This window comes from Aliiglaciecola sp. NS0011-25 (assembly GCF_040370605.1).
GTDB classification, from domain to species: Bacteria; Pseudomonadota; Gammaproteobacteria; order Enterobacterales; family Alteromonadaceae; genus Aliiglaciecola; species Aliiglaciecola lipolytica_A.
On record NZ_BAABWR010000003.1, the window covers coordinates 252741 to 278388 of the forward strand.

Genomic DNA, 25648 nt, shown 5'->3' on the forward strand with positions numbered 1-25648 from the left:
TTGTAGTTAACTACAAGGGGCTTTTTGTTAGGTTCGGTAATAGGTTAAATGCTTAACCTTTTACGAATTTAACACCTAACTCAATATCGCCACGCAAACCTTCAAGCATTGAATCTTTTGCGTTTTGTTCAAATTCGCTCAACTCACCGTAAGGTAGAATTTCTTCTACACCGTTAGGACCTAGTCTTACAGGGTGAGAGAAGAATACTGCGTCGTCTGAGTTGGTTTCAACATAAGTATATTCAACCACGTTGTCGCCTTTCATAGCAGCTACTAGAGACAAACAGAATCTTGCCGCAGCTTGACCCATTGACAATGTAGCAGATCCGCCACCGGCTTTTGCTTCAACAACTTCAGTACCAGCGTTTTGAATGCGAGTAGTTAAACTTGCTATTTCATCATCGCTAAATGTCACACCTTCAACTTGTGAAAGTAGAGGTAAAATAGTTGTACCAGAGTGACCACCAATAACAGGAACGTGCACACTAGTAGAGCTCAAACCTTTCAATTCAGCTACAAAAGTTTCAGAACGGATAACATCAAGAGTAGTTACACCGAACAATTTGTTTTTGTTGTAAACACCCTTAGCTTTTAACGTTTCTGCAGCAATCGCAACAGTAGTGTTAACTGGGTTGGTAATAATACATGTACATGCATCAGGACAGTTATCCGCAATACCTTCAACTAGGTTCTTAACGATACCCGCATTGATATTGAACAAATCAGAACGATCCATACCTGGTTTACGAGGTACCCCTGCTGGGATCAAAACAATATCACAACCTTGTAACGCAGTTGCTAAATCATCTTTACCAAAACCTTCAACTTTTACGTCTGTAGGGATGTGGCTCAAATCAACTGCCACTCCTGGCACAACAGGTGCAACATCATATAAAGCTAACTCGGAACCAGCTGGTAACTGGGTTTTCAATAAAAGAGAAAGGGCCTGACCGATACCGCCTGCAGCACCTAATACCGCTACTTTCATAGTTGTCTCCTGTGGGACTATTAAATTGACGGCAAACCATAGAGTAAGCCGCATGAAAAAACAATTTATTGTGGTGAATGTTCACTATCTGTTTTGCAATATAACTCTTTTAGCCTAACATTCAGTTAGTTTTTAAGGCTTAACAGAATATATGGGTTAGATGCTACGAATTCAATACTTAGTAGTAACTCAAAACAGACACTTTAACTATATGATATTAATGCAAAGTATTTTGCTGCTTGTAAACAAGGCTACCTACCCTGTTTAGATTGTGTCAAACTATAGCAGTTAATAGCGAGGGTGGCATGTCTAATACAAAACAAGAAGAATTGGTCAAAGCATTTAAAGATATTTTAAAAACGGAAAGCTTTGGCTCTCAAGGTGAAATTGTTGATGCACTAACGGAACAAGGCTTTGGCAGTATTAGTCAATCCAAGGTTTCCCGTATGCTAAGTAAATTTGGCGCGGTACGCACCCGCAATGCGCGCGGTGACATGGTTTACTGTTTGCCACCAGAGATGGGAATGCCTACGGCAAAAAGCCCATTGCGTCAATTAGTATTAGATATTGTGCACAACAATGTCATGGTAATCATTCGTACCAGTCCAGGTGCAGCTCAACTCATCGCGCGCTTATTGGACTCCCTTAGTCAAAAGGATGGTGTATTAGGCACTATTGCTGGAGACGATACGATTTTTATCGCACCTGCTGACATCAGCAATATTGAAGAAACCCGTAAAAAAGTTGAAGCCCTATTTGAGAATGTTTAACGATTTTCACTCTAACAAATAGGCAGCTACCCGTTTCAACTGTAAATTAAAACGTGACATTACCCTTTAGAGATCCTTTCGTATAATTGTGAGTTGTTTAGCAATGATAACTATCGAGCATTTTCATCATCCTAAATTAGCCGTAAAATCTTGGCGAATTTGTAAACATAGCGCCGTAGCGGTGTTAGGCAAAAATGGTTCAGGGAAACAATTTGTCGACCAACTTCTGTTAGGAAAATTAAATAATGCCGAATACAGCAGCTTAAATTTACCCGCAAGGGATTTAGTTGCACTGGTGTCTTTTGAAACCTTGCAGGCCGTATATGAAAACGAATTAAAGATTGATGAAACCGATATCACCGATGAAATTGATTTTGGCACTCCGGCAAAAGACTTTTTACCTCAAGACAAACTTGACCACCCATTTATTGCCAGCTTCCACTTAGAACATCGCCTTGATACCGGTTTTCGACAGCTTAGTACTGGCGAGTCGCGCAAGCTGTTAATCTTAAAAGCGATATTATCTGGCGCTACCTATATTATTTTGGATAACCCATTTGATGATTTAGATCCATCATCAAGGGCGCAATTAAGTCAGGTGTTAAGTCAGCTAAAACACCAAGATATCACCTTGATTATATTACTCAGTAATCGTCAAGACATCCCAGACTGGATCACAACATTCGCGCTGGTAGAAAATAATAGTTTGCATGATTTGAGTGGATTATCAGTAAGTGATGCGCAAGCCACTATCGACACCATATTTGCTTTTGATGCACTAGATAAATCATTACTTGAGCGGATGATATCCGATAAACATAGCCACAATAAAAAACCGCTAGTGCGCATCAATAACGCAAATGTTATTTATACCGAAAATCATGCACTCAAAGCCGCCAATTTAAGTATTGATACGTTCCAGCACACAATCATTACCGGACCCAATGGATCCGGCAAATCAACATTACTGCAATTGGTTACCGGTGACTGTCCACAATGTTTCAGCAATGATGTCACTGTTATGGGCTATAGGCGCGGTACCGGTGAAACCATCTGGGATATCAAAAAACACCTAGGGATAGTTTCCCCTGATATCCACCGTTCGTATCGAGTAAGCTGCAATGCATTAACCGTGGTACTGTCAGGATTCATGGACTCCATTGGTTTGTATAAAGACGTCACTTCTAGCCAGAAACAACAAGCATTAGCATGGCTAGATTTGATTGGTCTTAGGCCACTGGCCAACAGTAGCTTCAAACAGCTTAGTTTTGGTGAACAGCGTTTGTTATTGATCGCGCGAGCCTTAGTTAAGTTCCCATCACTTTTAGTGTTAGACGAGCCCACACAAGGTTTAGATGAAATTAATCGGCGCTTGGTACTAGATGTGATTACAACTATTGCTAAAAAACAGTTGGCAACCATTCTCATGGTTAGCCATCGTGAAGATGAACGCTTGCCAATCTTTGCCCAGCACAAAGAATTGCAGGCTGGATAGTCGCAAGGGTTAACCTACAATATATAGGTTATTTCAACTCAACTTCGCGCCACACTAGGCGATGATCAGATGATGCTTGTCGTTCTTCAACTAATTCACTACCTGGCTCACTTTTACTGGGCCAGAATACCCCTGAGTCGAGTATTGAAAGGCCAGCTTTAGATGGCAGCACATAGTCAACAGTTAAGCCCCACTTTGCGGTATGATATTTGGCATTAGGGTTATTCAAGTTTGACTCTTTCGCACCAGCACTTTTGGGTAATTCGTGTTGAGCAACACGGGGATGAGCAAGTAAATCAGCCATCATAGTGCGTTCTCCATCGCCTTCATTTGCAGATGCATTCAAATCCCCTAATATAACAAAACGCTCGCCACTGAAGCCGCCTCTTTTGCCCTTATCATCATAGATATAGTCAGCTTTTGAACCGGCGTCTAAATAATCATTCCAAAATTGAATTTCATCATGATTTCGCAAACCATTACGATTTTCCGGCCCATCAAATACCGGAGGAGTTGGATGACTCGCAAGAACATGTACCGTCTTACCTTCTATGTTAATCGGAATATCCCAATGGGATTTAGACGATAAGCGTAAGATTTGAATCGCCTCAGGTGAATACCAAGCACTACCATCGGTGTTCTTAATTTTCCCTAAAGTGTTGTGAGGCATGTCTTTCCACAAGAACTTTTGGAAAGTTCGAGCGCCATGCAAATCAATGGGATAGCGGCTCAATAGCAACATCCCATATTGTCCAGGATAACGACCAAAACCAAAGGCATCACTACCTGAATTTTCTATTTTATCGTCGTTATTTAAGTCAACACCGCTAGCAACCCCTGTGTTGACCGGTGCATAGTAAAAATATGGGTAATCAATAGCCCGCTGTCCTTGCTGTGAAACCTGCAAATAATTGTTGATAAAAGCGTCAGGACCCAACGACGGATCGCTGCTGTAATCAAACTCATTTAGCAGAATAATATCAGGCCGAATTCGTTGAATAATCTGTGCAATATTTTTTATCTGTTGGTTATCGCCTGTGGCTAAATGCTTAAACAACAAAGTCGGATCATGCTGGTCTTGCTGCGCTTCTGTCCCTCGATAATTGTCCGCTTCCATACTGACATTAAAGGTTGCCACTCGAATTGTTGGTTGAGAATTAGCACAGCTAACTAATTGCATTGCGATTAGCACTCCTAAGATTATCGAAAAGAACTTCATTTTTTATCAACCCGCATATTAAATACCTCGAATCTATTAGTATATCTTACCTTCAAACACAAAAAAGCCGGTCATAAAGACCGGCTTTTAATCTAGTAGTTAATTACTTAGAACTTGTACTTAACACCAAAACGTACTTCCCAAAGAGAAGCGCCACGGTTAATACTTTGCGGTGAAGCATTGTACTCTTCGTAAACGTATTGGTTTTGGTCGTTAATACTTGCAGTAATAATATCATCAGCTGGGAAAGAACCTTCACGGAAAATGCCCCAATCGTCATTCAACATGTTACCCAAGTTTTCAATAACTACGAAAGCGCTGGCTTTATGATCTTCATAAAACGCAGGTAGTTCTTGTTCAACGCGAACGTCAAACTTCACCCACCAATCGGCTTTCACAGAGTTACGTCCCATGATACCGCCACGAGATAGACCTTCTGACGCAATAAAGTCATTGAAGGCAGCTAAATCAAAGTCATCACCATAAACTACGCTATCATCATTTTCCAATGGTACATAAATCAAACTTCTGTAGTCATTTGAATCAGCGAACATACTTGAAGAATTAGAATATGTATATGAAATTGGCGCACCTTCATTAGCAGTACCAAACAAGCTAAACTTGGTTGCGTAACCATCCATGAACTCTTGAGAATAACTCAAGTTCAATGTGAAACGGTGACGAACTTCGTAATCAGATGTAAATACACCAGGGTTGTTCAATGATGAGGTAGCAAGGTTACCGAAGTTAGAACCTGCTGTAGAGCTCGTCATTGGACTCACATCTGTAGAACGAGTATATGCATATGCAAAACTTGCATCTAAACCGAAATCGAACTCTTTGCTTACCGCTAAAGACACAACTTTAGATTCGCCGTCTGATCCGTCTACATTAGTCAGCATTAAGTCATATCCTTCGAAACGACCATTTGAGGCATATAGTGGACGACCATCAGGAGCAACTTCACCAGATTCAGTCAAAGAAAGATCCGTTACAATCGGTGAATCTTTTTTCTTGGTATACATTACATCAGCTGTGAATACATAGTCATTGTCAGTGATATACGTACCACCGATTGCAAATTTCCACTCATGGGGAATTTTGAAATCAGGGTCAGTTGCATTCACACCACCATCACCCGTTTCGATAGATGTATTGGCAACGGCGTCGTACATAGCTTGAGGAATGTCATAAATTGGACGACCTTGACCTGTCAATGCAGTATTAAACAATGTATCAAAGTTTTCAATTTCACTCTCACGCACACCAATGTTAGTTACACCATCATTTGAATAGGCATTTGAGATCCAAACGTTAGGGTTACCACCAGAATAACGGCCAACACCACCACGTACTTCTAGGTTGTCTGCAACACTCCAGTTAAATCCAATACGAGGCTGAATCAAATCAAGACCATCAACAGTTCCGGTATTAGCAAAACCATAACGAGATTGGAAGTTTTGGTTCAATGTAGGAGTATCATCTGTGCTGTATTTGTCGTAACGCAAACCAATCATCATTTGAACATCATCAGTCAAATCGAAATCATCTTGAATGTACAAAGTAGTAGTCGTGTTTGCGAACGATGCACCGGCATCAGCAGGGTTGTTAGTACCAGCAGAGTTGTTGTAATAAATACGGTTCACAATACCAGCTTCAAAATCTGCAATAGAGTCAAAGCGATATTCACCAACGGTGTGCTGCATAAACAAGTTGAATACGTCTAGTTTTTCGTATTCGATACCAGCCATAATTTTATGGTCTTCATAATAATAAGTACCAGTAAACTTGAAGGTATCTGTATCGTAGTTGAGTTCGTTAGATTGACGAGAGTCATCAGGACCAATATAAATAGTACCATCAGCAGTACTTATTTGTGCTTCAGCAAAACCTGATGCAGCATCCAATGAATTCTGGCGATTTTTAAGTTTTGAAGAACCAATACGTAATTCTGTACTGAAGTTTTCAGTCCAGTCAGAATAAACTGATGCAACCACACTTGTTAACTCAGCGCCACGCTCATAGAAGTGATTTGACAAAGATAAAGTACTTGAACCACCATCAGACTGACTTAAGCTGAAACCATCGTTCCAGTTATAAACCAATGAGGCACGGTGATCGTCATTAATATTCCAATCTATTTTAGCTAAGATTTTTTCGTCTTCAATTGGCGCACTACCAGGAGTTCCGCCAACATCGTAACCATAAACACTTTGTGCAATAGAAGTAACTTGGTCTATTTCATCTTGTGTTATACGTGAACCTAAAGCGTCATAGCTGTATAACTGAACACCTTCAACTTTCTCGTAAGAACCGAAGAAGAACAAAGTGTCTTTGATTAGTGGCAGGCCAACGTTGAAACCATAACGTTTTTCGGTGTAGTTACCATTGTCTTGTTCTTGACCTTCAACTGAATCACCTTTGAACGAATCACTAGTGAAATCGAAGAATACACTACCGTGAACTTCATTCGTACCAGACTTAGTAACCGCATTAATGTTACACGCTGTAAAGCCACCGTATTGAACATCAAAAGGCGCTAATTCAACCGTAACTTGCTCAATAGCATCGAAAGAAAAAGGCATTCTTTCAGTTGGGTAACCATTGCTGTTCAAACCGAAGTTATCGTTCATGCGAACGCCGTCTAAGGTTAAACTGTTGTAACGAGGGCTTGCACCAGCACACTGTACTGCGTCATTGAAACCTTCATCAATATAAATACGCGGGTCAGCACGAATAACATCATTAATGTCACGATTGATTGACGGTGCGTTTTCCAAGTCAGCTAAGTTAAAGTTAGCTGAAGGGCCTGTGCCACCGAACTCAGAAACACTGACTGAAGAAGCAGTAACAACAATGCTTTCTAATTGCTGGTCATCTTCTAGAGATAAATTGATACCATATAATTCACCAAGACTAAGGTAAACATCGTTTATTGTCGTGTCTTGATAAACATTAGAATCGACAATGATGTTGTAAGGTCCACCAACGCGTAAACCTTTAGTGCTGAACTGGCCAGAACTGTTTACTTGTACTTGCTTAGTAGTACCAGAAGGCACGTGAATGATTGTAATCGTTGTTCCAGTCGCAGGTGCCCCAGCTGGAGTAAGTATTTTACCAGTTATACCTGACGAAGTTTCCTGAGCCATTGCTGCTGTTGACATGCCAACAGACATAGCCACTGCAATCGCAATACGATTCAGTTTGGTTTTTTTAAACATTGTGTTTTCCTAAGTAGTGTGTGTTCTTTTCTGCCCATCCAGTTTTCATTCACAGTCTTGTTGCGCTGCGTCATGAAACTTTAGATGCTTAAGTTTCAAATCGGGCGTATTGTATCAGGTCAATTATTACACTTTTATGACTAAGGTGTCAGCAATAAAATTTAATTCTAAAATTAACCCCAAAGCCACACCGTTATAACCTTTCATTTACTTTCTTGACCACTTGGTCAATCCAATTTATAGTATAAAACAATAAAATCTAGACTAAACAGTCACATACAAATCAGACCATTTAGTCTAGGACTAATTTATACTTAATTTTTGAGCAAATTAGTATAATTTTTTTTATTCAGACTGACTTTTTTTGCGATGACTGGTATCTTTTGCCAAGTTTTTTATTGATTCAGGGTCGAAATGGCTTCTCCACTTATTATCGCGATTGCTGGTGCTTCAGGTTCTGGTAAATCTTTGTTTACAGAAAATCTACTAAATGAATTTGCTCAACAGGGTCGACCTGTGCAAATTTTGCGCGAAGATCACTATTATCGTGCCCAAGATCATTTGCCTATGCATGAACGTGAAAAAAACAATTACGATCATCCAAAAGCATTCGAGCATGAATTGCTGGTTAAGCACTTAAAGGACTTGAAAGAAGGCAAACCCATTGAATACCCAACTTACTGCTACAAAACCCATACTCGACTTAAACAGCGAGAAGTTTTGGAGTCTGCGCCGGTAATTATTGTTGAAGGCATCATGTTATTGGCAAGCCCTGACTTAGAACCTTTATACAATGTGAAGATCTTTGTTGATACGCCACTGGATATTTGCCTTTTACGCAGAATAAAACGCGACATTGCAGAACGGGGCAGAACTTTAGAATCAGTAGCTCACCAGTACGAAAGTACCGTGAAGCCAATGTATCATCAGTTTATTGCACCAAGTAGATTTACCGCTGATGTGATTGTCACCCAAGGTGGTGAAAACTATATTGCGTTGGATGTGATTAAATCACATATTCAACAAGCTTTACTTAATGAATAAAAATCAACTAAAAAAATAATAATAAAAAGGAAATCCCATGATCGGTTTACTTGGAATTGTGGTGCTAATAGCCATAGCGTATGGCTTGTCAGCCCACCGTAAAAGCATCAACTGGCGAACAGTTGGCGGAGCTTTTTTTATACAAGCAACTGTAGGGGCTTTGATTCTTTACGTTCCTGCGGGCAAAGACGCGCTGCTCAAAATGTCTGCCGGCGTGCAGTGGGTTTTGGATATGGGTCAAGCAGGTATTGATTTTATATTTGGTCCTTTGGGTAATAAGTCACTAGGATTTATTTTTGCCTTTAACGTATTACCTGCAATTGTGTTCTTTTCTTCGTTGATCGCGGTTCTGTATTACATCGGTGTAATGCAATGGGTTATTCGGTTAATAGGTGGATTTTTACAGTTCTTCTTAAAAACCAGTCGCCCAGAATCTATGTCCGCAGCGGCTAATATTTTTGTCGGTCAGACAGAAGCCCCTCTTGTGGTAAAACCTTTTATTCCACAAATGACCAGTTCAGAACTGTTCGCAATTATGGTTGGTGGTTTGGCGTCCATTGCCGGTGCGGTAATGGTAGGTTATGCCCAGTTAGGTGTAGATATTAAGTTTTTGTTAGCGGCAAGCTTTATGGCCGCGCCCGGTGGTTTACTGATGGCGAAAATTATTTTGCCAGAAACAGAAACCTACAAAAATGAATTAGATGAATTGCAAAAAGATGACGACAGCTACGCCAATGTTTTTGATGCAGCCGCAACGGGGGCCGCTTCAGGTCTGCAGTTGGCCTTAAACGTTGGGGCGATGTTGTTGGCCTTCATTGCCTTGATTGCCATCTTAAATGGTTTAATTGGTGGCATCGGCGGCTGGTTTGGACAAGGTGAGCTAAGCTTACAAGTGATATTAGGATATTTATTCCAACCCTTAGCATGGGTATTAGGTGTGCCATGGGATGAAGCCAATTTGGCAGGCAGTTTTATTGGTCAAAAAATGGTAGTAAATGAATTCATTGCCTATTTGGACTTCATTAAATATCAAGCAGAGTTATCAGTGAAATCTCAAGCGATTATTACCTTTGCGCTTTGTGGATTCGCCAATTTTTCTTCCATTGCTATATTAATGGGTGGCATAGGAGCACTTGCTCCTACACGACGTAAAGAAATTGCGCGTTTAGGATTAAAAGCAGTGATAGCGGCAACCTTATCTAACTTAATGAGTGCCGCGTTAGCAGGTCTGTTTGTTACTTTATAGGTAAATTGCTCGCCAGTACAATATACAAAATTTGCAGCAATACATTGATTTTGCTGTAATTCACAGGAAATATTATGAAATTAGAAGCAGTAGATTATACAACGCCAGGGGCAGATAAATTATTTGTCGAGTCGTTACATAAAACGGGATTCGGAGTCTTAAAAAATCATCCAATATCGAAATCATCGGTGTCGTCGATTTACAAAAATTGGCAAGCATGGTTTGATTCCGAAGATAAACAGAGCTTTTTGTTCGATAAAGAAACTCAAGATGGTTTTTTCCCTACCAGCGTATCTGAAACAGCTAAAGGGTTTAAGAAAAAAGATATTAAAGAGTATTTCCATTATTACCCTTGGGGAAAATGCCCTGCGGAATTAAAACAAGAAGCAGCGGCCTATTATCAGGCAGCCATGAATTTAGCAGCTGAATTACTCACTTGGGTTGAAAAATACTCTCCTGCTGATGTAGCAAAACTATACAGTCAACCACTTAGCAATATGATAAAAGACAGTGAGCAAACCTTACTTAGAATTTTACATTATCCGCCACTTACAGGTGACGAAGAAGCCGATGCTATCCGCGCAGCTGCCCATGAAGACATTAATCTATTGACCATTTTGCCTGCTGCGAATGAGCCGGGTTTACAAGTGAAAGGCACTGGCGATGAATGGATTGATGTGCCCAGTGATTTTGGCAACCTGATCATCAACATTGGCGATATGTTGCAAGAAGCCTCTGGTGGTTATTTTCCTTCTACTACCCACAGAGTAGTTAACCCTGCGGGCGCAGATATGACTAAATCTCGTATCTCTTTGCCACTATTTTTACACCCTCGTCCCGATGTGGTTTTATCAGAACGTCACACCGCGGATAGCTATTTGAAAGAACGTTTACGTGAGCTTGGCGTAGCCTAAAATATATTTCATAGTCTGTCGCGAAGCAGCTAAATAACGGCACTTTTTCTTTTCAGGTTAAGTGCCTTTTTTTGCGCCGTTTTCTATTCTGGTAATTTATCCATTAACCTCAAGATGTTAAAACTCGTCTCTACAGCAGCTTGAAAAAATTCAGGATCAACGGTTTCTACCGTGTCTTTTTCAGTATGATAATAAGCGTGCTCACTCACACCTACGAACAAATACGGAATGTCTACTTTACCAAACGAAGCATGGTCGCTGGCCTTGCGCCAATCTGAACCCATTGCCATTGAATAGCCCCGTTGCTTTCTTCTGTGTTGATTAACTAAGCACAATCCTGCCTCATCAATTGCTTGGGCTACAACCTTCTTAAATGGTGAATGATATCGTGCACCAGAAACGTACAATCGATTTTTGCCTTGATTCTGCGAGAGCATATCTAAATTAAGGTTGTACTTAATTTGGCGCAGTTCAACGGGCGGATTTTGTACGAATGCTTTAGAGCCATATAGGCCTTTTTCTTCGGCATCGGTGGCCAGAAAAATGATCGAATATTCAGATCCTTGCTGAGCAATTTTGTCTGCTATCGCCAACATTGCCGAAACGCCAGAAGCGTTGTCATCAGCACCATTAAAAACTTTTGTACCGCGCGTTCCAATGTGATCATAATGCGCACTTATGACAATGAATTGTTGCGGATGAGTTCTGCCCATAAGGTAGCCGCCAATATTCACACCATCAATGTGTGAGAAAGTTGTTTCATAGCGAAAAGGCAGTCGATATTTTTGATCCTCTGAAAAAGATTTCAATCCTATTTCAGAGAATCGATTGACTAAAAACTGTTGAGCGAGTTTAGAACCAGAGGACTGATTTTTACGCCCTTGCATTTCATCTGATGCTAAGTAGCTAAAGTCCTTCCATAAACGCTCGCCATCGATATTATGGGTTAACTCAAATTGGTTGCAATCTGCGTAACTAATCAATGGCCATAGCAAGCTCAAGCTTGCAATTAACTTAGTGTTTTTTACTATCATCACGGCTGAGTAAATCCAATTTCCCTTGGTAACGTTCTTGGTCTTGATGACTACGTGCGCGGTCTTTAGCTTTTTTAAAATACAATTGACTGCGACGTACATCCCCTAGTTCATAATAGGCTTTTGCCAATCCGAAATAAATTTCGTGTTTACTTCTATCTAATCTCAAGGCATCTCTATAATGTTTTAAAGCCAACTCAAATTCACCATTTTCAAATGATTGTTCACCTTGAATAAAATGATGAAAAGGATTATCACTTCTCACTCTTTCGATGCGATTCACAATTGCAGACGCTTTTTCCGAGCGGCCGGTAACTTCATATAAAAAGGCTAAATTTTCCCAACCAGTTAGGTTGTCTTCATCTAATTGAAGAGCATACAGATAAACGCTCTCGGCAGATTCATAATCGCCCACTAGACGATAGAGAATACCAAGGTTTATCCATGTAGATATAAAGTTGGGAGATAAAATAGCGGCTTTTTTGAAATACGCATATGCTTTTGTATAAGATTTGGAAAGCAACGCATCTGCGCCTTTATTGTTGTAAAACATCGAAGTCACGGCTTGTTTAGTGACCATCTGTTTCGGAAAGCTCTTTTGTGGGTTTTGCGGGTCAAAATCCACTTGTAGACCGGTATTAATTAGATGAATTACGCCAGGCTCACGAGGCATGATCATTAAGTTAATGTGGCCATTTAGTAAGCTATACCCAGCTCTTCTGGTCCAATATTCTGGAATTTGAACATCTTGAAAACGTACCGAGAACCCAGCTTCTTTTGCTAATGCATAAGTCATAATAGACATCGAAAGACAATTAGCAGCGCGGCGCTGGAAGGTTTCTTTGGCCACAGTATTGGCACTTCCCATATACAACAAATTAAACTCTGAGCGGTCAAATATCAGGCGCACCAAGGTTTCCATTCTATCAACAGGATCTTTAACAATTGCAACCTGCTCTTGAATGAAATCTTTGGCCTCTTTGTCTAGTGCAAAAATCTCCTCTTCACTTTCAATTTTTATTTCTTGATAATCTGGAAACGCATTATCATTCAATAAATGGCGAGACTCGATAACCATCTGATTGGTGGTAGTTTGACAACCAGTCATAACAATTAATGTGGTACATAATATTAAAAAAAGTTTCATAAATAACTCCAAAAACTTACTTTAACCATAGTACAAAAATCGATTTTAGCCACATTTTTCATCCCCAATAAATGGCCATTCACCCCACCCTAACATGCCCAAAAAACAACTTTTCATAGATATTCTTAACATCCAAAATGTGAACCTATCGATACGCTATTACTACAATTCGATGGCTTTAAACGTCCAAAAAATGCTATCTTATGGTGCTAATCGTTAGTCGCAACTCTCACTAATTAGAAGTAGTTTATTTTGATCGCAAATAACCAACTAACCCCCTTCTTATGTACAAACTAAAAGCCTTGATACCAGGTGTGATGCTGGCCACAATAGTTGGTTTAGCCGCACTATTTTTAAGCGAACATTATGGTGCCCCCTCAATGTTATTTGCGTTGCTGTTAGGGATTGCATTGTCATTCCTATATGAGGAATCTCAATGCAAAGCAGGCATTGAGTTTACTGCCACCCATATATTGCGATTTGGCGTCGCTATGCTTGGGTTTCGCATCGCTTTTGGCGATCTAGTGGCATTAGGCTGGAAAACTGCGTTATTGTTAATTGTCGCGATTGTAACGACCATTTTAATCGGCACGGTTTTAGCCCGATTATTGGGTATGCAAAAACGTTTTGGAGTGTTAACAGGCGGTGCCGTAGGTATTTGTGGTGCGTCAGCAGCCATGGCCATCGCCGCTGTACTACCAGACAGCAAACACAAAGATCGTGATACTTTATTGACCATAATTGGTGTCACTGCGCTGTCTACACTTTCGATGATTCTCTACCCTATTATTGCCTCGCAATTTAATTTAGATCAGATACAAACCGGTATTTTTTTAGGCGCTACCATTCATGATGTGGCCCAGGTAGTTGGAGCGGGATATTCGGTGTCTGAACAAAGCGGTGACCTGGCCACGCTAACAAAATTAGTACGAGTCGCATTTTTGATGCCTGTGGTAATTGCAATTCTACTGGTTTTAAAATTAAGACTTAAACGTGTTGGTGCCAATAAAGCACCTGGAATTCCCGGTTTTCTGATTATTTTTGTTGTACTGATGATCATCAATAGCGTGTTTTCAATCCCCTCTGCTGTCACAGAATCGGCGTCTCATATTTCACGCTTTGCATTAGTCGTTTCTATCGCTGCAATTGGAATGAAATCCAATTTAAAACAATTAGTTGAAGTAGGAACTAAACCTATCTTATTACTCATAATGGAAACCATTTGGATTGCCAGCTTGATCTTAATTTGCCTACTTATCCTGTAAGCTAAGTTGACTAGTTATGCATTAGTTTTTTTTATCCGAAGAGTACAATAAATGTCCATTGCGTTGGAACTTTGTAGGCTCTACAATTTGCGAATTAGTTAAGCATAGCCTAACAAAAGTTAGTTATGATATTGATTCAATTGAGTATTTTTAGAATACTCGTAACCTAAAGGTTTAAGTGGCAAAGCAGTGGACAAGTCGGAATTTATCCAGATACGCAGATTTATACTCAAATTAGGCAAAATGTTGCATAAATATGGCTCGCCTTCGTTTCGACTTGAAGCGTATTTGAGTGAAGTTGCTGCGCACTTAGGTGTAAACGCTTCGTTTATATCTACCCCGACTTCATTGTCAATAGTGTTGTGGAGCGACCGACACGAAGAAGAATATAACCACGCCGCGCGAATTGATCCCGGTGAATTGGATATGAATTCGTTATCACTGACAGATGAACTAGCTTATCAATTATTAAAAGGTGAAATTAACCTGCAAGATGCGGACAAACGTTTGGATCAAATTGATACTATGCAAAGCCCCTACAACAAAACGCTTACAGGGGTAGCTTTTGGTACTTCAACCAGTGCCTTTGCTATGCTAATGGGGGCTGGTTGGCCGGAAATTTTATGGTCTGGTGTATTGGGTGTGATTGTCTATTTCTGGACACTTTGGGCACTACGCTCAAAACGCGTCAACCTAATGTTAGAGTCAGTGGCGTCTTTTACGGTTGGTTTTTCCGCCTGTGCAATTAATTATTATTTTGAGTCAGGGTTCAATATATGGCTGATAATTTTGTCGTCGCTGATTATTTTAGTTCCAGGACTGTCCTTAACTATTGGACTTGCAGAATTATCCTCGCGTAACTTAGTTTCTGGGACCGCAAGAGTGATGGATGCGATTATGCAATTATTCAAATTGTATTTCGGCGCATTTATCGGTATCACCCTTGGTTACCAGCTCTTTGGTCAACAAGAATTGCAAGTTGCCGATACCTTACCCTTTTGGGTTAACTGGTTAGGGGTGCTGCTGCTAAGCATAGGTCTGGTAGCGATATTTCGCACCCGCTTGAAGCATGTACCTTGGGCTATTGTATCGACGTTTATCGCATACGGCGCTTCCACATGGAGCTCTGCCTATTTAGAGAATGGATTAGGTGCATTCGTCGGCGCATTTGCTTTAGGGGTCTTTTCAAACTTATTTTCCAGAGTCATGAATGCGCCTTCGACTATTGTTGCTATGCATGGTTTGATTGTGTTGGTACCTGGTTCAAAAACGTATATAGGTTTGAACTCCTTTATTTCCGGACAGGACTTTATTAAGGCAGATCATATCGGTCAGGAAACATTTTTAATTTTAATGTCGTTAGTGGCAGGATTAATTTTTGCCAACGTCGTCATGCCCACCAAAAAAGCCCTGTAGGCGGCTGCTTTAGCCTCGCAATGTGCTTGAGATATTCCATGGCCTAAAGGCAATGCTACGTTATTGGATTTGTAGGCGGCTGTTTTAGCCTCGTAATGTGTTTGAGATATTCCATGGCCTAAAGGCCATGCTACGTTGTTGGATTTGTAGGCGGGTGCTTTAGCCGCGCAATGTGCTTGAGATATTCCATGGCCTAAAGGCCATGCTACGTTATTGGATTTGTAGGCGGGTGCTTTAGCCCCGCAATGTGTTAGATATATTCCATGGCCTAAAGGCCATGCTACGTTGTTGGATTTGTAGGCGGCTGTTTTAGCCGCGCAATGTGTTTGAGATATTCTATGGCCTAAAGGCCATGCTACGTTGTTGGATTTGTAGGCGGCTGCTTTAGCCGCGCAATGTGCTTGAGATATTCTATGGCCTAAAGGCCATGCTACGTTGTTGGATTTGTAGGCGGCTGCTTTAGCCGCGCAATGTGCTTGAGATATTCCATGGCCTAAAGGCCATGCTACGTTATTGGATTTATAGGCGGCCGCTTTAGCCGCCCAATGTGCTTGAGATATTCCATGGCCTAAAGGCCATGCTACGTTATTGGATTTGTAGGCGGCTGCTTTAGCCGCGCAATGTGTTAGATATATTCCATGGCCTAAAGGCCATGCTACGTTATTGGATTTGTAGGCGGGTGCTTTAGCCGCGCAATGTGTATGAGATATTCCATGGCCTAAAGGCAATGCTTCGTTGTTGGATTTGTAGGCGGGTGCTTTAGCCCCGCGCTGTGGATGCGGTGCCTTTAAACACTTTCAAAGCACCTGTTCCGGTTAGGGCTGATAAGGGTTCTTTGCCTTTACGATCTAGCTGACTTAACTGTGCAAACAACAATTCCATGGTCGCCACTGCATCATCTAACGCATTATGCGCCGGAGCTAAAGGTAAATTATGCCGCTGTCGACATGATGTCAGTGTCGCAGCATTGGGCGCTGGCACGTGATTGGATTTACGTATTTGATAGAGGGCTATTTGCAATGTATCCAAGGTAACGATTGCCGGTAACGGGATTCCTAGTTTTGCAAAAACCTTGTTCAGCACTGACATATCTAAATTAGTATTATGAAACACCCACACATGGGATTGGGCATAATGTTTTAGTTTCTCAAGTACAACTTTTACTGGCTCACCTTGGGCAATATGTTCATCCAACAAACCATGAATAACAGGACTTTGATTCAAAGAAGCTTTTGTGGCAATCACTTTGTAATAACAACTGCGTAATGCAATGCTACTTTTTTTCCCTTCCACCCAGCCAACCGACAATATATTGGACTCTTTTGCGTCAAGTGAGGTGAGCTCTAAATCAATCGACAAAAATGGAATTTGTTGCCAAGGCACATGTCGAAAATGTTCTGGAATAGTTGATTTGGGTACGAACCAATTTTTCAGTGTTTGCCACATTGATTACTAATCCTATTTTGTCGACTGTTTAGCCATGCTCAACTGTATTTTTTATTATTCAACGCTTTTCTTTAACCTAAACCGCAGCGCGTCCATTAACCACCAGCAAATTTCATTGAAACACCTTGCTGACTTCTCTTAATGGTTTTAAACGCGGCTTTTAATTGGTGACGTTGAATAGATGATAAGTCACTTATGGAGACATAATTATTCGTCACGCTATTTTGTAACTGGTGACGCCATCGCAACCGATTCAGAAACAACCAAATATCTCGTAAGTCATTGCCATCACTTTCAGTGAGTTGCGAACCTTCTTTTAGGTTATCTAGCCTTCCTAAAGTGGATGGCATTTCTAATCCTTTTGCTAACGCATAGATTCGCACTAGGTTATTAATGATAGCAATGGCATGCACTTTTAAGTCTATGCAATCTTCAGGTTGATGACCTTTTTGGAACACGGATAAGGGCACAGCAACTTCTGCTGCATGTCGCGCCAAAGCAGACAGAAATAATGGCTGTTTTAACAAGGGTTTTCGGGCCGCTTGAAGCGCTGAAAACAAGTCTTTATTGCCCGCAACAGCGCGCACATCTAAAAAGATATTAAAATGTAAAATGGCCTCTAAAGTAGGTTGATTCACCCACTTTTCAGATTCTATCACGGCATCTTCGACACTCATCCGCAACTCTGAATTAGATGCCATAATGTTACCATCGCAGAGTTTAATTCCACATTTGCCTAAACCTTCACACACATATTGTGACATCTGCGCAAAGTACTCATCTTCCTGAGGATTAGGTCGTCGCTCCAACAATAACCCATTGTCTTGATCTGACCCCATATTTTGGTCTTCACGAGCTTGAGAGCCATAAACCAGCCAGCAAAAATCAAATGGCGGGTTACCATTTTGTTGTTGGTAAAAGGTCAGTAACTTTCGAGTCATAATATCAGTGGCTTGAGACAGCACTTTGCCAGCCACATCAAAATCACCTAAGCGTTTAGCATGTTTGGCAAAATAATGCGGCAATTGCCAACTAAGACGAGTGAGTTCGTAGAGATTTTTGGCCTTTGCCAATTCATCAATTAAAAATAAGATGTTGCCTCGTTGATGACGAATCATATCGCTGGAAGTTAACATTCCTAACGGAATGTGAGTTATCCTATCAACAACCGGAAGATGATGAATATTGTGCTCAGTCATCATGCATAAAGCATCAAAAAGAGTTCTGTTTTCAGTGATCTTGAAAGGCTCTTTAGTCATAACCTCAGACACTGGTAAGTGAACACTTACCTCCTTTGAAACGACCCTATTCCTAATGTCTCTATCAGTTAAAATGCCAACTAACTTGTCACCCTCGGTGATCAATAATGAAGAAATACTGGCTTCAGACATTTGTTGCGTCGCAATTAAAATAGAGGTATCTGTATCACTACTGATTACGCGCTCAGAGATGACTTCGCTAATAGGTTTATACAACCACATAGATTTAGAATCTGACACGGCATCATTATAAAGTTGGTCTGAATGATAAGTTTCAAAGAACTTAGCCACCGCCGGATTTTCATTACATAAAATATCAAACTGTTCGGCCGGAAAGCAGTAAAGTAAACCCGCACTATCAACTTTGATATCAATAGCATGGTGCAACTTATTAAGTAAATTCCCAACCCCAAAAAAGTCACCTTCACTTAAATTTTGCTCAACCTCGTTGGAGTCTTTAACGGTAAATTGGCCGCTACTAATTAAAAACAGATTATTATCTCTGTCCGTCAATATTTGCTTGGCATTTTCCTGGGTCAAATAAGCAACGGTAATATGCTTTGCCAATGCAGTGATCTTCTCAGCGGGTAGCTGGTCAAAAGGAGCAGAAGCTTTTAAGAAGTCCAGCGATTGTTGAGGAATGCTAGTCACTTTACTCTCCAATTTTAGGTTTAATTTACTGTTAAATTTAAAATAAAAAAGCCCGATTTCAATCGGGCTTAATTCATCTTGAGTTTTACCCGTCTCACTTAGTGAGCAGAAGCTTCTCCTGATCCTTTCGGATAACGAATATCTTCTACTAGTTGCTGAATCTCTTCTGGCGAATCGCCAGTGAATTTCAATACAACTAATGCCACAGCGAAGTTAACTAACATACCTATAGTACCGATTCCTTCTGGTGAGATTTTAAATAACCAATTCTCAGGTACATTTGCCGCTGGGTTTACAAATTTAAAGTAGATAATGTAAGCAGTAGTGAATGTGATACCTGCCAACATACCTGCAATTGCGCCCTTGTCGTTCATTCGCTTCATGAATATTCCCATAATAATAGCAGGGAAGAAGGACGAAGCTGCAAGACCGAACGCGAAGGCGACCACCTGTGCTACGAATCCGGGTGGGTTAATCCCGAAGTATCCAGCAATACATATGGCTACACCTGCTGCTAAGCGTGCATAAAACAGTTCTTTTCTATCGGTAATATCCGGCATCAAGTTTCGTTTCAATAAATCATGGGAAACTGAGGTCGAGATTACCAAAAGCAGACCTGCTGAAGTCGAAAGTGCTGCGGCTACACCACCTGCGGCAACCAAAGCAATTACCCATGCAGGAAGGTTTGCAATTTCTGGATTAGCCATAACCATGATGTCACGGTCCACGTCCATTTCATTGCGTTCATCACCTGAGTAAAACATTTTACCGTCGTTGTTTTTATCATCCCAAACTATCAAACCCGTTTTTTCCCAGTTAGTAATCCAACTAGGGGCTTCACTATAGTTAGTGCCCATTTGATCAGTACCGTTAATGGTTTCGATCATATTGACTCGACCAAAGGATGCTAAAGAAGGAGCGGTAGTATAAAGAATTGCGATAAAAGCCAATGCCCAACCAGCACTGTAACGAGCATCACGAACTTTAGGAACGGTAAAGAAACGAACAATAACGTGCGGTAATCCAGCTGTACCGACCATTAACGCGGCAGTGATACAGAATACATCAATCATACTTTTGGTACCCGATGTATACTCGTTGAACCCTAACTCTAGGGAGAGTCCATCGAGTTTGTCTAGCATATACACCCCCGAACCATCAGCGAGTGTCGCTCCAAATCCTGTTTGCGGTAAAATGTGACCTGTTACTATCATTGAAATAAAGATGGTAGGTACAAGATATGCAAAGATGAGTACACAATACTGTGCGACTTGAGTATAGGTAATGCCTTTCATACCACCTAATACGGTATAGAAGAATACGATTGCCATTCCAATAATTACACCAGAAACAATATCCACTTCAAGGAAGCGACTGAATACCACCCCAACACCACGCATCTGTCCAGCTACGTAAGTGAAACAAACAAAGATGGCACAGATTACCGCTACCGTTCTAGCCGTTTGAGAGTAGTATCTGTCTCCGATAAAATCTGGCACCGTAAATTTGCCGAACTTACGCAAATAGGGTGCAAGACAAAGGGCAAGTAGTACGTAACCACCAGTCCACCCGAGTAAGTAAACTGCACCGTCATATCCCATAAATGAGATCAAACCGGCCATTGATATAAACGAAGCGGCTGACATCCAATCGGCGGCTGTAGCCATACCGTTAGCAATGGGATGTACCCCGCCTCCAGCAACATAAAATTCATTGGTTGAGCCAGCTCTAGCCCATACTGCGATGCCGATATAAAGTAAAAATGAAGCACCGACTATGATAAAAGTTAAAATTTGTACGTCCATCTGAGCTCTCCTACTCTTCGTCTACGCCGTAGCGTTTATCTAAAATATTCATTTGACGAACGTAGACAAAAATCAACGCCACAAATACGTAAATAGCACCTTGCTGTGCGAACCAGAAACCAAGTTTGAAGCCGAAAAATCTCACTTCATTTAGTACATCAACTAGCAGAATGCCGAATCCAAACGATACAACAAACCATACAATCAGCAGTTTTAACATTAACGAGAGATTGTCTCGCCAATAGGCTTTTTTATCTTCTTCTGTTTTAAACGCCATGCTCGTTTCCTCATGCTTTTAGTCTGGCAATTAACCTTGGAATGGCACATACGCAAAAACTGGTGCCGACCAAAGCCTTGAATTTTTCAAATCAGAATGACTGCCATTCCGAACGTTTTCTAATCTATCCATGTATTACTAGTAGTGAAATGAGACTATGGTCGTAGTACAACAATTAATTTTTCAAAAGTGTGCTAAATTACTAATATCGATAGTGTTTTAGGTACAGAATTAAATGACATTGGGTTGGGTTTTATTAGCCTTAATTTATCTAACTGGGTTATTTTGGATAGCTCGTTGGGGAGATAGAAACACACCTTTGGCCCGTGCGATCACTTCGCATCCAATAGTGTATTCTTTGGCTTTGGCAATTTATTGTTCAGCTTGGACATTCTTTGGCATGGTGGGAGAAGCATCTCGTAATCAATGGCAATATATTGCGATTTTGCTAGGGCCAATATTGGTTTATCTTTTTGGTTATCGCTTTATTTATAAGTTAATTTTGGTTAGTAAAAGACAAAATATTACGACCATTGCTGACTTTATTTCCTCCCGTTACGGCAAGCGTCAAACTGTCGCCTTGTTAGTCACCTTTATCGCGCTTTTAGCAACCATCCCCTATATGGCTTTACAACTCAAAGCCATTGGCTCTGCGTTTCAATTAATTACCGAACAAGAACACAGTGAAGTGATTGTGTTAATTGCCTCTGTTTTCATTGCATTTTTTGCAATTTATTTTGGAACTCAACACTCGGATGTGACTGAGTATCGACGGGGCTTAATGCTAGCGATTGCTTTCGAATCCAGTGTTAAACTCATCGCATTAATCGTGGTGGCTTCTTTGGCTTATTTCTGGGCGGTCGCCGACAAACCCCAAGAATTTAGTGACGCACTGTCAAAATTTAACTCCACCGCGCAGTTCTATACCCTGCCATTTTTTGCTCAAACACTCATGTCTGCCGCCGCAATTATTTGTTTACCCAGACAATTTCATGTGGCAGTAGTGGACAATTTAAAGTTATCTCACCTTAAAACCGCACGGGTTTTATTCCCACTGTACTTAGCTTTAACCGCAGCTGTTATCCCTATCATTGCAGCAGCAGGACAAACCCTCATAGGAGCACAAGAACCCGATACTTATGTATTAAGTTTAGCCATATTGTCGGACTCTTTATTGGTTAAAATTCTGGTCTTCACAGGTGGATTATCCGCCGCAATGGCAATGATCATTATTGCCACTTTGACGTTAAGTACTATGGTGACCAATGACGTAATTTTGCCTAAAATGCTGTCTCGCCAAAACCACAACGCGCCACAGTTTAATTACGCTAAGACCATCTTATTAGTCAGACGGTTAGTGATCGCAACCTTGATCGGCCTTGCCTACTTTTACCATCAACAAATGACTGGGAGCCGTTCACTCCTCTCAATTGGCTTAGTGGCGTTCTCATTAGTCGTGCAACTATTACCCGCTATTTTAGGTGGACTGTACTGGAAAAAAGGTCACGCCCATGGCGTTTACGCCGGTTTGCTGGCCGGTTTTATAACTTGGGTAATGTGGCTTATGTTCCCCATGTTAAACGAAGTCAACACCACCCAACTGCAATCAGAAGTGATTAGTGTGGCAGCAATGGTTAGTTTGTTAGCCAACACAAGTTGTTATTTGCTGTTTTCTCACTTCGCTCAAGATAGATTGGTCGATCGAATTCAATCGCAAGCCTTTGTTTCCCCCAGAGAAGAAATCATTGAAGAGACCAAAAAACAGCGCAAAACCGCCACTATTGGTGACCTGTCCACTTTATTGTCGACTTTTCTTGGAGAGTCCAGAGTAGAAATCTTAATGGAGGATTTTGAGAATCGTTCCAAAATAAAGCTACAAGACCACCAATCTCCAGATCATGAATTTCTAGAATATTGTGAACGAGCACTTGGTGGTGCCTTAGGTGCATCAAGTGCCAAAGCCCTCATCGATAGTGCCCTGGGCGGTAAAAAGTTAGATTTTGAAGAAGTGGTTAATTTTTTCGATGACACAACCCAAGCAATTCAATTCAACACCACTGCTTTATTCACCTCAATTGAAAGTTTAGATCAAGGCATCAGTGTTATCGATAAAAATCTCAATATGGTTGCTTGGAATCGGCGCTATCTTGAACTATTTAATTACCCCGCGGACCTTGTCAATGTTGGCACCCCCATCGAAGATTTAGTGCGTTATAACGCGCAGCGAGGTGAATGCGGAGTAGGTGAAGTTGATGCACTAGTGCAAAAGCGCGTTGCCCACTTAAAAGCAGGTCATCCACATAAATTTATTCGTCAACGCAGCGACGGTAGAATGATTGAAATGGTGGGAAATCCTCTTCCTGGCGGCGGCTTTGTTACCAGTTTCAACGATATTACCGCCCATATTGAGATTCAAAAAGCGTTGGAAGAATCAAAAATAAACTTAGAGCGTCGAATTGAGAAAAGAGGCGAAGAAGTCCAAGCAATTAATGCCGAACTACGCAGTGAAATAGAACGAAGAGCGCAATTAGAAGAGGATTTAGTACAAGCGCGAAAAGCAGCAGAAGATGCCAATGCTAGTAAAACCCGTTTTCTCGCCTTGGCTAGCCATGATGTATTGCAACCCTTAAACGCCGCGAAGTTATATTTGTCAGCCTTGGGTGAAATTGATGTGGACATTGAAGCCAAAGAAATTTTGCAAAAACTTAGTGATAGTGTGAACTCCAGCGAAACCCTAATTGCTACTTTGTTAGATATAGCTAGGCTCGATCAAGGTGAAATGAAATTAACCCTAGAAGATGTACTACTGCCTAAGTTATTGAGTTCATTGATAGACGAGTTCGCCATGAAGGCCGAGCAAAAAGGGTTGCAACTGCGCACTCAAATTCCACCCTATTGGGTCAATACTGATAAAACTCACCTGTATCGAATTGTACAAAACTTGCTTTCAAATGCAGTGAAATACACTAAAAAAGGCAAAGTACTGTTAAGCGCCAGAAAACGAAATGGACGTATTTTAATTCAAGTTTGGGATACCGGAATTGGCATTTCTGCGTCAGAACAAAATAGAATTTTTAACGACTTTTATCGGGTCGATGGAAGCCCTCAGCACGGCGTTGGCTTAGGTTTAGGGGTGGTATCCAGAATGTCCAGTAAATTGGCCATTGATGTAAGTGTTCGTTCTACACCGAATAAGGGAAGTTGTTTTAGCTTTGATATTCCGCAAGGTCAATCACATTCACAACAACCGGAAAACACGTCGACCAACAATACGGGTTTGAAGGATATGCAAGTCTTGTGCATTGATGATAAAGACGAAAACCTAGATGCCATGCAAACCGTATTGAACAAATGGCAAGTAAATGTCATCACGGCATTAGATCTTACACAAGCGATAACCCACTTAAACTCGCGTATACCAGATGTCATACTGGTTGATTATCACTTAGCAAATAATGCAAATGGTATCGATGTTATTGCCGCACTTCGTAGCCAATACGGAGAGAATTTGCATGCTGTACTAGTGACCGCAAATCAACAGACGGAAATAATAGATTTATGTAAAAAACGAAATATTAGTTATTTAAGTAAACCCGTTAAACCTGCGAAATTACGGGCTTTATTGAATAGCTTTAGGCTTGCCAGAACACCCCAATAAGGCCAAATATTGCAAACATAATTGGCTGATGAATAAGGTAGATAATGAGGCTGTGTTTACTGGCAAATAAGACGATTTTACTGCGCGCAAATCTGTGCGCAGGATCGTTTAAGAACCACTGTTGATAACATAACCAAATACCAATAAACACCACGCCCGTCCAAGGGAACAATCCTACGTAGTCGTTCGTGTAGCCCGGCAGTAAGTGACGTATCGGCTGAAATGGCCAAATACTGCTTACCCAACCTAAGTTGAATGCCGCTATTATGATGACTCCAGCGAAAAGAGCGGCGTAGGGAAACCGAGCAAGAGGTACGCAGATTACACTGGCTATGGCGATGAAATGTAACACACCAAAAAAGATCCAATTATTTGGTGCCATTATTAACGATGAGATAGTAACTGCAGCAGAAGCTAGAAGTAGCTGGATAAATCGCTTAATAAAGTGCTTCTGTTTAAAACCAGAACCATGCACAGCCGCTAAAGAAAAGCCCACACATAAGAAAAACAAGGTCAATATGACATAACGAAATTCACGCCAGCCGTGGCCATCAGGGATAGTTGAAGGTACCCAACCAAAGAATTTAAGATCATAGATAAAGTGGAAAACAACCATCAAGACAATGGCAAAAAAGCGCATTAAATCAACAGTATAAATGCGTTTTGAAGCAGGTTTAGCAGACATCATTACACTCAAAAACAGTAAGTCGGTCTATTGTAGTAGCATTTAGCTAAAATTTCGCGATTAATCCTTTTCCATAAAAAAGTGTGACGCAATTTTGAATCACTCCGG

At 40.9% G+C, this 25648-nt stretch carries 19 protein-coding genes; 8 read left to right on the forward strand and 11 right to left on the reverse strand.

The features are described from left to right. Positions 1-52: 52 nt before the first annotated feature. Positions 53-988 carry a malate dehydrogenase gene (gene mdh / locus ABWV72_RS04205; RefSeq protein ID WP_353368908.1) on the reverse strand — a complete coding sequence of 312 codons (936 nt, stop codon included), beginning with the start codon at positions 986-988 and terminating at the stop codon, positions 53-55. 305 nt (positions 989-1293) lie between these two features. On the opposite strand from mdh, the gene argR reads away from it, so the two are divergent. After that, a complete protein-coding gene (gene argR, locus ABWV72_RS04210; protein ID WP_216047590.1) occupies positions 1294-1758 on the forward strand; it encodes a transcriptional regulator ArgR in 465 nt (154 codons plus the stop codon). Positions 1759-1861: 103 nt separating this feature from the next. Then, complete coding sequence (locus ABWV72_RS04215; protein ID WP_342806862.1) at positions 1862-3253, forward strand: ATP-binding cassette domain-containing protein; 1392 nt, start codon at positions 1862-1864, stop codon at positions 3251-3253. Positions 3254-3281: 28 nt separating this feature from the next. On the opposite strand, the gene ABWV72_RS04220 is transcribed toward ABWV72_RS04215, so the two are convergent. Further along, complete coding sequence (locus tag ABWV72_RS04220) at positions 3282-4433, reverse strand: endonuclease/exonuclease/phosphatase family protein (protein WP_353368911.1); 1152 nt, start codon at positions 4431-4433, stop codon at positions 3282-3284. Between the two features lie 146 nt (positions 4434-4579). Beyond that, positions 4580-7693: a TonB-dependent receptor gene (locus ABWV72_RS04225; RefSeq protein WP_353368913.1), complete on the reverse strand. Its 3114-nt coding sequence runs from the start codon at positions 7691-7693 to the stop codon at positions 4580-4582. Between the two features lie 414 nt (positions 7694-8107). Here ABWV72_RS04225 and udk point away from each other — a divergent pair, with 414 nt between their 5' ends. From udk to ABWV72_RS04240, 3 genes are all read left to right on the forward strand, one after another. Continuing rightward, a complete protein-coding gene (gene udk, locus ABWV72_RS04230) occupies positions 8108-8737 on the forward strand; it encodes a uridine kinase (protein WP_342806856.1) in 630 nt (209 codons plus the stop codon). A gap of 37 nt (positions 8738-8774) precedes the next feature. Further along, positions 8775-9983: a NupC/NupG family nucleoside CNT transporter gene (locus ABWV72_RS04235; protein WP_342806854.1), complete on the forward strand. Its 1209-nt coding sequence runs from the start codon at positions 8775-8777 to the stop codon at positions 9981-9983. Positions 9984-10057: 74 nt separating this feature from the next. After that, positions 10058-10897: a 2OG-Fe(II) oxygenase family protein gene (locus ABWV72_RS04240; protein WP_342806852.1), complete on the forward strand. Its 840-nt coding sequence runs from the start codon at positions 10058-10060 to the stop codon at positions 10895-10897. 83 nt (positions 10898-10980) lie between these two features. Here ABWV72_RS04240 and ABWV72_RS04245 read toward each other — a convergent pair whose 3' ends face one another. Continuing rightward, complete coding sequence (locus ABWV72_RS04245; RefSeq protein ID WP_353368947.1) at positions 10981-11931, reverse strand: M20/M25/M40 family metallo-hydrolase; 951 nt, start codon at positions 11929-11931, stop codon at positions 10981-10983. Then, positions 11912-13078 (reverse strand): tetratricopeptide repeat protein, encoded by a 1167-nt coding sequence (locus ABWV72_RS04250; RefSeq protein WP_353368916.1) that lies wholly within the window; start codon positions 13076-13078, stop codon positions 11912-11914. The genes ABWV72_RS04245 and ABWV72_RS04250 overlap by 20 nt, the downstream gene beginning before the upstream one ends. Positions 13079-13362: 284 nt before the next feature. Between ABWV72_RS04250 and ABWV72_RS04255 the strand changes: the two genes are divergently transcribed. Together ABWV72_RS04255 and ABWV72_RS04260 are read left to right on the forward strand one after the other, a co-directional pair. Beyond that, entirely contained in the window at positions 13363-14343 is a 981-nt protein-coding gene (locus ABWV72_RS04255) for a YeiH family protein (protein ID WP_353368918.1), read from the forward strand. A 189-nt stretch (positions 14344-14532) separates the two neighbouring features. Next, positions 14533-15759: a threonine/serine exporter family protein gene (locus tag ABWV72_RS04260; RefSeq protein WP_216047600.1), complete on the forward strand. Its 1227-nt coding sequence runs from the start codon at positions 14533-14535 to the stop codon at positions 15757-15759. On the opposite strand, the gene ABWV72_RS04265 is transcribed toward ABWV72_RS04260, so the two are convergent. The 5 genes from ABWV72_RS04265 to ABWV72_RS04285 form a co-directional block, all read right to left on the reverse strand. Further along, entirely contained in the window at positions 15675-16487 is an 813-nt protein-coding gene (locus ABWV72_RS04265) for a hypothetical protein (RefSeq protein WP_353368921.1), read from the reverse strand. The genes ABWV72_RS04260 and ABWV72_RS04265 overlap by 85 nt on opposite strands. Before the next feature lie 31 nt (positions 16488-16518). Then, positions 16519-17205, reverse strand: coding sequence for a 3'-5' exonuclease (locus ABWV72_RS04270; RefSeq protein ID WP_353368923.1), 687 nt, complete (start codon positions 17203-17205; stop codon positions 16519-16521). Positions 17206-17300: 95 nt separating this feature from the next. After that, complete coding sequence (locus ABWV72_RS04275) at positions 17301-19115, reverse strand: DUF294 nucleotidyltransferase-like domain-containing protein (protein WP_353368925.1); 1815 nt, start codon at positions 19113-19115, stop codon at positions 17301-17303. 98 nt (positions 19116-19213) lie between these two features. Next, positions 19214-20920 (reverse strand): sodium:solute symporter family protein, encoded by a 1707-nt coding sequence (locus tag ABWV72_RS04280; RefSeq protein ID WP_342806848.1) that lies wholly within the window; start codon positions 20918-20920, stop codon positions 19214-19216. Positions 20921-20930: 10 nt separating this feature from the next. Beyond that, positions 20931-21197 carry a DUF4212 domain-containing protein gene (locus ABWV72_RS04285; RefSeq protein ID WP_216047605.1) on the reverse strand — a complete coding sequence of 89 codons (267 nt, stop codon included), beginning with the start codon at positions 21195-21197 and terminating at the stop codon, positions 20931-20933. Between the two features lie 235 nt (positions 21198-21432). On the opposite strand from ABWV72_RS04285, the gene ABWV72_RS04290 reads away from it, so the two are divergent. Then, positions 21433-24855 (forward strand): PAS domain-containing hybrid sensor histidine kinase/response regulator, encoded by a 3423-nt coding sequence (locus tag ABWV72_RS04290; protein WP_353368928.1) that lies wholly within the window; start codon positions 21433-21435, stop codon positions 24853-24855. On the opposite strand, the gene ABWV72_RS04295 is transcribed toward ABWV72_RS04290, so the two are convergent. Continuing rightward, positions 24830-25543: a heparan-alpha-glucosaminide N-acetyltransferase gene (locus ABWV72_RS04295; protein WP_353368930.1), complete on the reverse strand. Its 714-nt coding sequence runs from the start codon at positions 25541-25543 to the stop codon at positions 24830-24832. The genes ABWV72_RS04290 and ABWV72_RS04295 overlap by 26 nt on opposite strands. Between the last annotated feature and the right edge of the window lie 105 nt (positions 25544-25648).